Here is a 13,038-nt window from a genome sequence, read left to right as displayed (position 1 = left end):
CGGCGGGAAGCCGTTCCGCACGAGCGGAACCAGGGGGAGGCCGGCGTACGTGCACGACTCCGCCGAAGGGCGCTGGATCACAGACTCGGACTCTGAACAGACCGGGTGACCGATGAGTAACTTCGAACGGGAAGGCCGTTGCCAAGGGCCCCGACCTGGAGACCCACGCAAGCACCGACGCGCTGTCGAAGTTTCGTTCGGATCTGGCCCACATGAAGGAACAGCGCACCGTGCTCCGGGGCGAGCTCGGACACGACGCGAAGGTGACCTCGCTCGACGCGGTCGCGAAGCTGCCGACCGCGACGATCGAGGACTGCGTCGACCTGTCGAAGTGGCAGACCATCGACACCCGCACCAACAAGGTCCTTCCCCTCCCGACGAACCAGCCGCGCCGCTACGTCGCGACGGCGACGGCGAAGAAGTGGCCGAACGGCTGGATGGTGACCGACTACGTACCGGACGGGGCACGCACGTGCTGAGGCGCGCGGCGGCCGCCGCGGCGCTCCTGGCGGGCGTCCTGGCGCCGGGGCTCGCGTACGCGGACGACGGCCACCGCACTCGGCACCAGCCCCGGCTGCCGGGGCTCGCTGCTTTCGGCGACGGTGTGCGCCTCGGACACCACCGCCGCCGGCGGCCCCCCGGGCACCGATGCTCATAAAGCGGCTCGTCGGCTGTGCCGCGGGCCCAGCCACGTGGGCGGGCGCACGCCGAAGACCTCCTTGCGCTTTCCTTCGGGTCATCGTGCGGATCCATGGTGTCGGACGGACCGCATCTCGGCTCAGGCACCCAAGCGCCCACTCGCACCCATTGAAACGAAGGCGACCCAGCCGTCCGCCGGAAACACGAGCACCGGCCCTTGGGCAACTCAACTGCCCCGCATGAGCTTGCCGCGCCCCAGCGTCGGAGAAGGAAACGGGAAACAGCTTCGATCGCCTTGTCCGTCCGGGAGTTGGTGCCGCACTCTTTCGTGCAGCACCGCCTCGACCCGGATGACCGGGTTCGGGAGGTTCCCGTGCCACATCCGTCCACCCTGTTCGGCGAGGAACTGAGGAAGCGGCGTCTGGAAGCCGGACTGAGCCTTACGGACCTGTCCGGCCTCGTGCACTACAGCAAGGCGCAGCTCAGCAAGGTCGAGCGGGGCATCAAGGCGCCCAGCCGTGATCTCGCGCGGCTGTGCGACGCCGCACTCGATGCCGACGGGGCACTGATCGCGCTGAGCACCCCTACCGCTGTCGACTCACCTGCCATGTCGGCGCCAGGCCGGGTCGAGGAGGAGAACTGGATGATGCAGTTGTCACCGGACGGCCCGAACTCGTTCGGGCCCGTGGGCCGGCGTGAGGTGATGAACGCTGGTGTCGCCTCGCTGATGACCTGGAGGTCGGACGGATCAGGACCAGCTCCCCCAACCGCCGGCGCGGGCATGCTGGAAGCCTCACGCTCCCTGTTCACGCACTACCGCAGACTCGGTCAGACCGTGGAACCCGGCCTGCTTCTGCCCGTGCTGATCGCGCAGACACACACGCTGCGGGAGCTGTCGGCGCAGAGCGACAGCTCCACCAGGCGTCGCCTGCTGGCGCTCGGTTCCCGGTACGCCGAGTACGTGGGCTGGCTGGTGCAGGAGACCGGGGACGAGCGTGCGGCGCTGTGGTGGACACAGCGCGCGGTCGACCTGGCCGCCGTCGGCGGCGATCAGGCACTGGCCGGTTATGCGCTGGTCCGCAGGGCGTTGGTCACGCTGTACAGGGAGGATGCCGAGCAGACGATCGCACTGGCCCGCCGGGCGCAGAGCGGCGTGCTGCCATCACGGATCCGCGGTCTCGCCGCACAGCGCGAAGCGCAAGGTCACGCCCTCGCCGGTGATGTCGGCGCCTGTCTACGTGCCCTGGACCGGGCTCGTACTCTGCTCGCCCGCCGGGACGGCATTGCCGAAGGTGCTGACGGCCCGGTGATCGGCTCCATGCATCTTCCCGATTCGGTCGGCATGGTCACCGGCTGGTGCCTCGTCGATCTCGGGCGGCCGCACGAGGCGGGCGAGGAACTGGATCGGCAGCTCACTCTGGTCGGCCCCGACGCGGTGCGTACGCAGGTCCGGTACGGCGTACGCCGCGCGCTCGCCTATGCCTGTGCCGGCGAGATCGACCACGCCTGCGCACTCACGGAGCCACTGCTCGACGGCTTGACGGCGGTGCGCTCGGCGACCGTCACGACCGATCTCCGACGGCTCGTACGGGTGTTGGGCCGCTACCCGGACCATCCACCGGTACGCCGGCTGGCACCGCGGCTCGGCACCTTGTCACGCCCGACCACCCCTCTTGAGGAGTCACCGTCATGAGCGAGATCTTCATCAACTACCGTACCGGAGACGGGGAGAAGACCGCGGCCCTACTGCGTCAAGGACTGTCGCACCGCTTCGGACCGGGACACGCGTTCCACGCGTCACAATCCATCGTCCCCGGTGAAAGCTGGCCCGAACGGCTACTGGCCGCAGTACGGCGCAGCTCCGTACTCCTGGCCATCATCGGACCGGACTGGACGAACTTCCGTACCCGGCTGGAGGACCCCGGGGACTGGGTGCGCAAGGAGATCGAGGAGGCTTTCACCTGTGAGGTCCCGGTGGTCCCTGTTCTGGATGGACGCAAAACCAATCGGCTGAGCAAGGCCGATCTCCCGCCCACGTTGCAACGGCTCGCCGATCTCCAGTCCATCGCGTTCGACTCCGGTGACACCGAGGTGTGCGTCGCGCGCATCGGTGATCTGATGGCCGACCTGATTCCCGGTCTTGACGACCGGTCAGGAACCGAGGCGGGGACGCCCGCGCCGGGCAGCGTGACCAATTCCATCGGGACCGTGAACGGTACAGCCGTACAGAGCCGTGACTTCACCGGCGACGTCGGCACGGTCGTCAAGGGCGCCCACGGTCCTGTTCACACCGGGAACGGCAGCATCTACTCGCATTCACGTCATGTCTCGGGCGGCGACGGGATGACGTACTCCGAGGGTGACCACCACGGCGCCGTCCAGCACCGGTTCGGCGAACGGAACGGTCACGAGGACAAGGACCGGTGAGCCAGCATACCAGTACCTGGGTCCGGGACTCGGGCGTCACGGTCACGGGCCCTGGCGACGTCTACATCGGAACGCAACTGCAGGACTCGGACAAGCCGGCGTTCCGCCGCATCGCCGAGGACCAACTCCGCCGACTGCGCTACGTACTGGTCGCTCCGCCGCGCATGGGTGAGGCTCGTGCCGTACTCGCCGACACCGGCACCGTCATCCTGGACGGTGACCCTGGCAGCGGCCGGTCAGCTGCGGCCCGCGTACTGCTGCACGAACATCACCGGGACAGTGGTGTCTTCCACGAACTTCTGCCCGGTGAGGAGGGAGAGCTGTCCCTCCAGGACCCCGCTCTGGTCGGGACCGGTGATCAGTTGCTGCTGAATCTGTCCGCCGCGGACGACCGCCGCTGGGCCGCGGCCCAGGCCGACCTCCCGGCGCTGCGCAAGGCCGTGCACGAGCAGCGGGCTCACCTGGTCGTGGTCATGCCGCCCCGCGGCATTCTCGACCCGGACCTGCAGTACTGCCGTGTGGTGCTCGAACGACCACCCGAAATCGGCGTTCTCCGGCGGCATCTGCGCCTGCACGGTGTACCCCCTGAGCAATATCTCCGGCCGGACGACACCGTCACCGGGTTCCTGACGGCAAACAGGCCGATGCGGGAGATCGCAGAATTCGCCGACCTGGTGCGCCGAGCACGCGAAGCCGGACAGCCCGGAGACGGATTCGGTCAGTGGTGCGAGGCGGCCTTGCGGGCGCGAAACGACGGCCGACGGGAAGCCGCCGCGCTCGTCACCAAGCTACGGGAGGCGCCGCAACGAGCCCTGCTGATCGCGGTGTCCATGCTGCACGGAGCGCATGCCGATGTCGTTCACCGCGCGGCCGGGCAACTGCTGAGCGCCCTTGGGCCTCCGTCGGAGGGCGACTCGCCGCTGCAGCACCGGGACCTCGCCGAGCGACTCCTTGAGATCTCGGCCACTGCCACCCCCAACGGACAGGTCCGGTTCGAGAGGCTGGACTTCGACTCCGCCGTTCGTGCCCATTTCTGGGACCACATGCCCGATCTCCGCCCTCACCTCGGCACCTGGGCGGCGAGCGTGGTGGAGCTGAACGACCCGCACGTCGTCCCCGTCGTACGCGACGGCCTGGTGGAACGAGTGGCCGGTGAATATCTGCGGACCGGACGTGCGGACGGGCTGGGGGTTCTCATCGAGGGCTGGAGCACCGGTGGGACGAGCCGCCCTCGTCTGGAAGCGGCCGTTCATGCGCTCACCTGCGGCCTGGCGGACCCGGTGCACGCCAGGGACTTCCGCGAGCAGACCTACCAGTGGTGCGCCAAACGGCAACTCAAGGGGGAGTTCGCGCAGGTGCTGGTCCGCGTCTGTGCCGACGTCCTCGCGACCAGTCATCCCGATCAAGCCCTGGTCAGGCTCTATCACCTGGCCCGGCGTGAGCGCGGCACGACGCGTGCCCGGCAGGCGCTGTGCGAGCTGGTGGCGCGCAGCCGCCGGCTGCACCGCGTGCTGCTCGACCGTCTCGCCCATTCCGACTTCTCACCCGCCAATCTCGGGATCTTCCTCCAGGCCAGCGACCCCGAACTGTTGACGCAGCACACCGGCACCTCGCACACGCTGATCGACGAACAGGGCGCGCAGGACTCCCTGACGACCTGTTGGCACGCGGTACTGGCCGAGCTGCCGCCTCCGCAGTGGCAGGCCGAAGCACGACGTTGGCTCCACTGGGCGGCTGCCGACACCGGACCGCACGGCGGGCTCCTGCTCGATCTCCTCGTCAGCGCGGCACAGCAGTGCACGGAGAAGCGGGGCAAGGTCTTCGCTCTGCTGTACGCATGCGCCCGCGATGCCGAGCGCACCGGCCCAGGGGATGCGGCGCGGGCCGCGGAGACCACCGGTCTGCTGCTCCGCAAGATCAGCGCGGCTCAAAGCATCGCTCCGGCCACATCGCCGACGACATCACCCGGGGGGACTCGACCATGACCACCGCACGGAAAACCACCACCGTCTTCCTCACCGTTCTGAGCGGTCTCCTGCTGAGCATCGTCGGTCTGACGCAGCGGTGGCCGGCATGGGCTTGGCCACTGCTGGCAGTGCTGCTGCTCGTCGTCCCCGCAGTCGTCTTCCGGATCGCCGCGGTGCGCCGCGGCACGGTACCGGTGGTTTTCGAAGAGCAGCTCACGGCGGCCCCCGTGGAACGAACGGAACATCGAGTCAGCCAGGTTGCGTTGCCCAGCAAGTGGGCCGACTACGACTTCGCCTTCTCCGCGACGGTGCGCTGGTACCTCGTCGACACGCCGGCGAGTGCCCACGTTCTCAACCCGGCGGGCCTCGCCGTCGACGCAGTCCTGAAGCGGGCCCGCGCCATCACCGAGCAACGAGTACCGGCCCGGGCCTCACTCGTCGAGCAGGAACTGTCCGGCGCCCTCAGCCGGATGCTGCCTGAGCCCACCGGGCACCTCCAGGCGATGGCGGAGAACATCCAGCTCGTCCTGGCGGAGCAGGACCAGGAACGCCTCGACAAGCTCGCCGACGTACGCAAGGACGAGGAAGTCTGGGCGCACCAGCGCAAGTACGAGCAGAGCAGGCGCCGGTACCTGGGCGAGGACGTCCTCAAAAACACCGGCAGCGCCGTGGTCTGGTGGCTCACCAAGAACGACGAACACGTGGAACCTACGGTGAACGACCTGGCCCTGCTCGCTCAGCTCACCTCGGCGGCCAATGACACCGACATTCCCGAACGGCTCCGGGATCTGATCTCCCAGCAGGCGGGCGAGCCGACGACGCCGGACTTTCCCCGGGAGGAGCCTCCCTCAGCGCCACAGGGACGGGAGACGGCCACGATGCATCTGTCCGACTTCCTGAACAGCATCGGTTTCACCGACGGAGATGTACGCCGCCCGATGCTCGCCGCACAGATCGCCGGCCTCATCAAGGAGCAGAACCGTCATGAGACCGCCGAGGAGATCCAGCACCACTTCGACCCGCCGGCGTCCCTCGGCCCGGACGATGACGAGGCACCTGCCTCCGGCTCCCCCCTCGCCTAGGAGAAGACGCATGGACAGCGAACTGGCCATACTCGCGGCGTCGGGCGCCAGCACACTGGTCTCCCTCATGGTCACCGACTCCTGGACACACGCCCGGGAACTCGTCGGGCGGTACCTGACCCGCACGGGCGCGGACCCCGGCACGTTCGACGACCTGCAGGACGCGAGGACCCGGCTCCTCGCCGCCGACGCCACGGAACGTGAACGGACCGCCCGCGAGATCGGCCGACGATACGGTGGCCGTCTGCGCCGACTCGCGGAAGCCGACGACAACAGCGACGAGGCCCTGCGGGCTCTGCTGACCTCGTTACTGCAACTCTCGGCGTCCGCGGCAGACAGCCGGCGCACGGTGGACAACCGCATCAGCGGCGGAGTCCAGCACGGTCCCGTCGTCCAGTCGGGCAGCGTCGCCGGGCTGACCTTCCACGTGGATCACGTCGATCGCCAGTAGCGCCAGTGCAGGGAGGACACCGCGTATTCGGCGCAACTGGAAAGCGCCTTCGGTGCCCGGGCTCCAACGCCCCCTGCAATGACACGTACGGCTGATAGGTCCTTGAAAGCCCGGCTCTGTGAGAAGGCTTGTCGGCTATTCCGCGACGTCGACGCCGTAACTACGAGCTAGATCGGCGAGGCCATGGTCATAGCCTTGCCCGACGGCACGTAGCCGCCAGCCTTCGCCACGGCGGTAGAGCTCGGCAAGGATCATGGTGCGTTCCGTGGTGGCGGCGTCGAGGGTGGCCCGGGCGATCGGGGCCGCGCCGATCCCGCGGGTGGCAGTGATCTCGACGGCCCCGACGTCGGCGAAGGTTGCGGCGCCGTCGATCGCGGCCGCAATGACGAGCCGGTGAGCCTCTAGGGGGAGCCGGTCCAAGTCGGCGGTGACGGTCTGCTCCGTCGGACCGTCCGTGGCGAGCCGTACGGTGCCGTCCGGGTGCTCGGGAGCACCGTAGAAGATGAAGTCCTCGTCGCCTGACACCTGTTCGTGCTCATCGACCGCGAAGGCGACGACGTCCACGTCGCAGGCGGTTTGCTGACGCCAGGCGGCGGTGACCGTCCAGGCCGTGCCGGTGTCGGACAGGTCGAGAACGGCGCCTCGGAGCAAGACCGACGCTGTGTCCGGCCGGTGTCCGGCCGCGTTCTGTGCCAACGAGGGCATCGCCGGCGTGGCGGGCGCGAGCAGCCAGTCGGCGTCGTACACGGGCAGGCCAAGGGCTGCGATTCGGCTCATGCGCCGGTCCGCTTCGCCGCCGGGCAGCACGACGATGTCGGACACGCTGGTGGAGAGGTTGACCGCCGTGGAGGCTCCCAGGGCAACAGCACGCGCGCGTGCCTCGACGGCCTCGTCGTGGGTGCCGCCCAGGACCAGGACCCTGCGCCCGCTGAGCGGCTGCCCCGCCCTGACAGTTGGTTCCATCGGTGCGACAGTCCGCTGGACTGGGACAGCAAGCGTCGGCGCAGGCGGTGCGGTGGGCTCGCCGGGGAGCGTCTCCTCAGCGGCACGCTGCCGGGCGGCGCCCTTGGCCTGGCCGGGTTGCACCATTTCCAGCAGTCGCAGGTAGGTCAGCTCGTCCACGAGGGGGACACCGTCGTCCGCGGCGCGTTTCAGCTTGGCGGATCCGGTGGCGGGGTCGTTGGTGACGACGACGCTGGTCTGGTTGCTGACCGACGTCATCATGTTGAGCCCGGCCGACACCGAGCGGGCGACGAGTTCCTCGCGAGAGACTCGGGTTTCCCCAGTGATGGCGACCTTCATCCCCTGCATCAGCGGTTCACCCGACTCAAGCCGACCCGGATTGCGGTACGCGCAGGGCGTTTTGGGCACGTACGGCTTATAGTCCTGGCGCGGCGGACACTCCAGGAGCGGCAAGGCCAGGCCCAGTTGCTCGGCAGCGCTCAGCGAGCCGCGCAGGATGCCGGAGAGGACGCGTACGTCGTCCTGCGCATCGTGGGCCTTGTCCTGGCGCACACCGTAGTGCTCGGCGAGTGTGCCCAGCTTCAGATCGGGCGTCGCGGGCCCGACCAGACGGTTGAGGGCAAGCGTGCACAGACGTCTGCTGACCGGGACCCAGGAGCGGACGTGGGCGAATTCGTGGGCCAGGAAGTCGTAGTCGAACTGCGCGTTGTGGGCAACCAGGACACGGCTGCTGAGTAGTGCACCCGTCTGCGGGGCGATCTCCTCGAAGGTGGGCGCGTCGGCGAGACGGTCCGGAGTGAGGCCGTGGACGTGCACCGGACCTGGATCACAGCCCGGGTTGAGAAGGGTGGAAAACTCCCCTGTCTGGTTGCCCTGTGCGTCCAACGTGAGGATCGCCAGCGAGAGGACACGGTCCCGGCCCGGTCTCAGCCCAGAAGTCTCCACGTCCACCAGCGCCCAGTCATGGAAGTAGTCCGAAAGCGTGGGCCACTTCGGACTCGACGACAGCAGGACCATGCGGGGCTCCCCTCCCCTGGCGTGGCGGGCAGCACGCCCTCTCCACGGTGATGCACCACCTGCGGGATTTTCGCATGCGCCGAGCGCCGTTCGTGGTGGTTCTGTGACGGAGAGCTAACCCAGAGACCGGCAATGGGGGCTTCGTGGAACCGGTCAGATACCCCTTCGCCCCGTCCATCGAGGACAGGGCGAAGGAACATTCATGTGGTGATGGTGAGCGGGTTTTCCATGCGTTTCCAGGCTCCGAGGACGGCCTTGTGGGCGTCCGGCTGGAGGTGGGCGTAGCGCTGGGTGGTCTGGAAGCTCTCGTGGCCGAGAAGGTGTTGGACCTCGTAGAGCGAGACTCCCTTCTGGACGAGCCACGAGGCGCAGGTGTGGCGCATGGAGTGCGGCGGGTAGTGCGGGACGAGTTGCAACTCGCCGTCGTCGCCGAAGTGGTAGGCGGCCTCGACGGCGGGCCACCAGGTCTGCCGGCGCCAGTTGCTGTCGGCGAGCAGGCGCCCGGAGCGGCCCTTGGTGATGGTGGTGAACACCACCGCGTCGCGGTCGAGCCGGTGGATGTGGCGTTCGAACGCTTCCAGGACGTGGGGCGGGAGCGGTACCTCCCGGCGGCTCTTGGAGCTCTTGGGGTATTCCTTGATGCCGCTTTTGGTGTTGACCTCCACCACGAACAGGCGCGAGCGGCGCACGTCGATGCGGTGGCGGTGCAGGCCGGAGAGTTCTCCCCAGCGCAGTCCGGTGTAGAAGCCGAGCAGACACATCGTGCGCCAGGCGGGGGCGAGTCCGTCGAGGATGCTCTGCGCCTGGTCAGGCGTGAACCACTGCGGCGGTTTGACCGCGATGGGCGGCAGATCGATGCTGCGGCACGGGCTCACCGCGATCACATCGTCGTCGACCGCCGCACGCATGATCGACGACGTCAGGTTGTAGGCCCGCTTGATCACAGCAGGGCCCGCACCCTTGTCGACCAGGGAACGGATCCAGCTCTGGACGTCCATGCGGGTGATGGCCCGCATCTCCCAGTCCGCCCAGTGGGGCATGACGTGATTCTTGATGCTGGACGCGTCGCCGCGCAGGGTGTGGGGTTCGACGATGCGGGCGCTCCACCATCGGTCGTGCCACTCCCGGAACGCGATTTCCCCGGCCCGCGGGTCGCGCACGGCTCCGCGGGCGAACTGGGTCTCCAACTCGATGCCCCAGGCCCGCGCCTGGGCCTTGAGGGGAAAGGACTCGCTGAACCGGTCGCCGGCCCGGTTTCGTACGGTCGCCTGCCACCTGCCGGACTTCAATTTACGCAGATACGTGGTACTGCTCCTTCACGCAGGAACGGTGAGGGCCGGAGCGACGGCGAGAGATCACCGGCGGGCGCGCGGGGAAGCGACCAGCCTGCTGGCGATGAACTCCTCCAGCCCTGCAGCGGGGACACGGACCCGGGAGCGTTGCGTGCCGGTGCGCAGGTCGACGACGGGAAGGTCCCCGGCGGCGATGAAGCGGTAGACGGTGCGGCGGTCGACGTCCAGGGCGGCGGCCACGGCAGGGATGGACAGCAAACGGGCAGGCATGGGCGACTCCTCGGAGACATGGAGGGGAGGAAAGAGCCGGCGATTCGATTCCGCCGGGCTGCCGGGCGATGCAGGACGAAGGTCAACCAGCCCGGTCAGGGCAGTGAGACCACATCGCCCAGGAGATGCGTCACGTGACGGCAGCAACGAGGTGCGGCCCGCCGAAGGCCGGAATGTGCGCTGCGGCGGCGGGCCCGCGCCCGGATCTTGGGCCGGAGCGCGGAGCGGTTATTACCGCTCAGGCGAGCACGCTGTGCCCACCGTGAAGGTGAAGAAGGGAAACACTGATCCCGAAGACTCCTCTTCAATCCGTTCCGGAAGGCACGAATACACCCCTCGAAGAGCAACAAAAAATCGCCTACTGGGGGATGTGGCAAACTGCTCGACTCCTCACACACAACATTGGGACACGTCGGCGTCCCTGGTCGTTCAATAGTGCGGAGAATCGCCGGTTTGGCTAACCGGCGATCGTCGGCTATGTTCCCTCGCCGTCCGGTCGGGGACACGCGCCGGCCTCGCCGAGGAGTGCCTGGGGAGGCACGCCGAGAGCAGCGGCGATGGCCACGAGGTCGTCGACATCGCAACGGCGAACTCGCCTTTCGATGCGGGAGAGTTGGGTGAAGGTCAGGGGCCGGCCGAGGGCGGTGACGCGGGCGGCGAGTCGGCGCTGCGAGTAGCCGCGTGCGGTGCGCAGGCGCTCTATGGCACGCGCGGCGGCTTGTCCGGCCGGGCCGATTTCGAGGGGGCGTAGCGGCATGGGTGTGTTGTAGCTTGCTTTCCCGAGCAGGGGGAAGCGGTGTGGTGTCTGCCGTGAGCGATGCACGCGAGGTGCCGGTTTCCGGCACCTTTTTCCTCGACCGGCGTTTCGGGTTTATGGTTTTCCGGCCCCGCACGATTACTACAGAGTTTGTAAACCAACTCTGGACTTGTGCGCGGCGGGTGTGGCTGTGTTGTCCACGCGCCCCGGCGCTCCCGCCGGACAACGCCCCGAATCACGACGAAGGTGGTCGATCGACATCGCCCGTATCCGCACCATCAAGCCCGAAGCGTTCGCCTCCGAGTCGTTGGCGATGGTGTCCCTGTCCGCGGAGCGGACGTTCTTCGGACTGCTCACACAGGCCGACGACCGCGGCCGGTTCCGCGACCAGGCCGCGGTCATCGCCGGCCTGCTGTGGTCGCTGCGCCCGGACCACGGCCCCATGGACGTCGATGACGACCTCAGCCAGCTCCAGGAAGCCGGGCTGATCTGCCGCTACGAGGGCGGCGACGGCAAGCGGTACCTGCACCTCGTCACCTTCGCCCGCCACCAGAAGATCAACCGGCCCAGCGGCGTGCGCCACCCCGACTGCCCGCACCACGACCACGGACACCTCGGCCCTGTCCGTGAGCCGGCGCCGAGGACTCACGCAGACCTCACGGAGCACTCCGTGAGCCCTCACGGAGCCGGAGCGACGCCCCCGCCTGCCGAAGAAGGCGCTAGTCAGACGGTACTCAGTGAGTCCTCATCGCCAACTCACGGAGGGCTCACGCAGGACTCCGTGCGCCCTCACGGTCCGGATCTAGGACCTAGGAACATGGATCTAGGATCTTCCCCTTCGGGGGGCGCAAGCGCCCCCGCGCCCGCGAACGTCTCGGCGAAGGAGCTGATCGGCGAGTACGTCGCCGCGTGTGCCGAACGCCCGCCGAGCGGCTTCCTGGGACACCTGGGACGCGAAGTGCGCAACCTGCTGGCCGAGGGCATCAAGGCCGACCACATCCGCGCCGCGCTCATCCGGCAACGGGCCAAGGGAATGCACCCCAGCGTGCTGCCCAGCCTCGTCAACGACGTGATGAACACGCCCACGCACAGCAGCACCCCGAGCCGGGCCTGGACCAACCCGGCCGATACCGCAGCGGCTTACGGAGGCCAGCTCTGAACACCACCACCGGCACCCGCAGGCGCCCACCTCAGCCCGTCGGCACCATGACGGACCGCCTCGAAGCCATCCTCACCGCCCGCGGCCTCGACCCGGAAGCCACGGCGGCACCGCCACCGGAGGAACCGGTCAGCGCCCTGGAGCTGGCCGACAGACGCATCCCCGCCCGCTATCGCGGTGCCCTCGCCGACCACCCCCAGATCACCGCCTGGGCCGCTCAAATAGCCCGAGCAGGACGCCCAGGCCCAGCCGGCGCACCCGGTATATCCGAGGGCGGCTCCCTGCTGATCGTCGGCCCCACCGGCACGGGCAAGACCCACCAGGCATACGGCGCCATCCGCACCCTCCTACACCGAGGCGTGCGCCTGCGCTGGGAAGCCACCACCAGCGCCGACCTCCACGCCCGCCTGCGCCCCAGCTCCCGCACCGGGCACGACAGCGAACGCGAGCTGCAGGCCCTGGCCCGCTGCCCGCTGCTGCTCCTGGACGACCTCGGCGCAGCCAAGACCAGCGAGTGGACCGAGGAGCTGACCTACCGGCTCATCAACCACCGCTACGAACACCTGCTCCCCACCCTCATCACCACCAACCTCCCCACCGCCGAACTCCGCACCACACTCGGCGACCGCGTCGCCTCCCGCCTCGCAGAGATGACCGAACGCGTCATCCTCACCGGCCCTGACCGCCGCCGCGAGGACCCCGCCTAGACCCACCGAAGCACGCCATCCGTGCAGCCGGCCGGTCGGCGTCTGCGCACAGACCGTCCCGTCCGGGGACCGACGCCACCTCTTGGGGGACGGTCCCGACGGCGCATTTTGGGGACCGGTCCCCGATCGAAGCGGGGACCAGTCCCGGGGACCGACCGCCTCCAGCAACGGGGACCGACGCCACCTCTCGGGGGACCGTCCCGACTGTGCACTTCGGGGACCGGTCCCCGATCGAAGCAGGGACCGGCCCCGGAGTTGAACACGGCACCGTACGGGGACCGGTCCCCAACGAACTAATCGGACCCGG

The 13,038-nt window shown here is 68.7% G+C and carries 12 protein-coding genes; 8 read left to right on the top strand and 4 right to left on the bottom strand.

Features of this window, described 5'->3' with window-relative positions; all coding sequences use genetic code 11:
* Nucleotides 1-212 precede the first annotated feature (212 nt).
* The 6 genes from ACFYXC_RS29120 (at nucleotide 213) to ACFYXC_RS29095 (ending at nucleotide 6,566) form a co-directional block, all read left to right on the top strand.
* Nucleotides 213-479 carry a hypothetical protein gene (locus tag ACFYXC_RS29120; protein ID WP_389554874.1) on the top strand — a complete coding sequence of 89 codons (267 nt, stop codon included), beginning with the start codon at nucleotides 213-215 and terminating at the stop codon, nucleotides 477-479.
* A 533-nt stretch (nucleotides 480-1,012) separates the two neighbouring features.
* Nucleotides 1,013-2,332 (top strand): helix-turn-helix domain-containing protein, encoded by a 1,320-nt coding sequence (locus ACFYXC_RS29115; protein WP_389554872.1) that lies wholly within the window; start codon nucleotides 1,013-1,015, stop codon nucleotides 2,330-2,332.
* Nucleotides 2,329-3,066 (top strand): toll/interleukin-1 receptor domain-containing protein, encoded by a 738-nt coding sequence (locus ACFYXC_RS29110; protein ID WP_389554870.1) that lies wholly within the window; start codon nucleotides 2,329-2,331, stop codon nucleotides 3,064-3,066. The genes ACFYXC_RS29115 and ACFYXC_RS29110 overlap by 4 nt, the downstream gene beginning before the upstream one ends.
* Nucleotides 3,063-5,051, top strand: a complete 1,989-nt coding sequence (locus ACFYXC_RS29105; RefSeq protein WP_389554868.1) for a hypothetical protein — start codon at nucleotides 3,063-3,065, stop codon at nucleotides 5,049-5,051. Before ACFYXC_RS29110 ends, ACFYXC_RS29105 begins: the two co-directional genes overlap by 4 nt.
* On the top strand, nucleotides 5,048-6,115 hold the full coding sequence (locus tag ACFYXC_RS29100; RefSeq protein ID WP_389554866.1) for a hypothetical protein: 1,068 nt from the start codon (nucleotides 5,048-5,050) through the stop codon (nucleotides 6,113-6,115). Before ACFYXC_RS29105 ends, ACFYXC_RS29100 begins: the two co-directional genes overlap by 4 nt.
* 10 nt (nucleotides 6,116-6,125) lie before the next feature.
* Nucleotides 6,126-6,566, top strand: a complete 441-nt coding sequence (locus ACFYXC_RS29095; RefSeq protein ID WP_389554865.1) for a hypothetical protein — start codon at nucleotides 6,126-6,128, stop codon at nucleotides 6,564-6,566.
* A gap of 135 nt (nucleotides 6,567-6,701) precedes the next feature.
* On the opposite strand, the gene ACFYXC_RS29090 is transcribed toward ACFYXC_RS29095, so the two are convergent.
* The 4 genes from ACFYXC_RS29090 to ACFYXC_RS29075 form a co-directional block, all read right to left on the bottom strand.
* The gene (locus ACFYXC_RS29090; protein WP_389554863.1) at nucleotides 6,702-8,546 is read right to left on the bottom strand and encodes a TerD family protein; all 1,845 of its coding nucleotides are present in this window, start codon (nucleotides 8,544-8,546) and stop codon (nucleotides 6,702-6,704) included.
* A gap of 200 nt (nucleotides 8,547-8,746) precedes the next feature.
* Nucleotides 8,747-9,835: a tyrosine-type recombinase/integrase gene (locus tag ACFYXC_RS29085; protein WP_389554861.1), complete on the bottom strand. Its 1,089-nt coding sequence runs from the start codon at nucleotides 9,833-9,835 to the stop codon at nucleotides 8,747-8,749.
* Between the two features lie 66 nt (nucleotides 9,836-9,901).
* On the bottom strand, nucleotides 9,902-10,108 hold the full coding sequence (locus tag ACFYXC_RS29080) for a helix-turn-helix domain-containing protein (RefSeq protein WP_248777029.1): 207 nt from the start codon (nucleotides 10,106-10,108) through the stop codon (nucleotides 9,902-9,904).
* 475 nt (nucleotides 10,109-10,583) lie between these two features.
* Nucleotides 10,584-10,865 carry a helix-turn-helix domain-containing protein gene (locus ACFYXC_RS29075; RefSeq protein WP_389554859.1) on the bottom strand — a complete coding sequence of 94 codons (282 nt, stop codon included), beginning with the start codon at nucleotides 10,863-10,865 and terminating at the stop codon, nucleotides 10,584-10,586.
* Nucleotides 10,866-11,124: 259 nt separating this feature from the next.
* On the opposite strand from ACFYXC_RS29075, the gene ACFYXC_RS29070 reads away from it, so the two are divergent.
* Both ACFYXC_RS29070 and ACFYXC_RS29065 read left to right on the top strand, forming a co-directional pair.
* The gene (locus tag ACFYXC_RS29070; protein ID WP_389554886.1) at nucleotides 11,125-12,024 is read left to right on the top strand and encodes a hypothetical protein; all 900 of its coding nucleotides are present in this window, start codon (nucleotides 11,125-11,127) and stop codon (nucleotides 12,022-12,024) included.
* A gap of 47 nt (nucleotides 12,025-12,071) precedes the next feature.
* Nucleotides 12,072-12,731 carry an ATP-binding protein gene (locus ACFYXC_RS29065; protein WP_389554857.1) on the top strand — a complete coding sequence of 220 codons (660 nt, stop codon included), beginning with the start codon at nucleotides 12,072-12,074 and terminating at the stop codon, nucleotides 12,729-12,731.
* Nucleotides 12,732-13,038 lie beyond the last annotated feature (307 nt).

The organism is Streptomyces sp. NPDC002701, assembly GCF_042889045.1.
In the GTDB taxonomy this organism is placed as follows: domain Bacteria; phylum Actinomycetota; class Actinomycetes; order Streptomycetales; family Streptomycetaceae; genus Streptomyces.
This window is presented reverse-complemented; position numbering and strand designations above follow the sequence as displayed.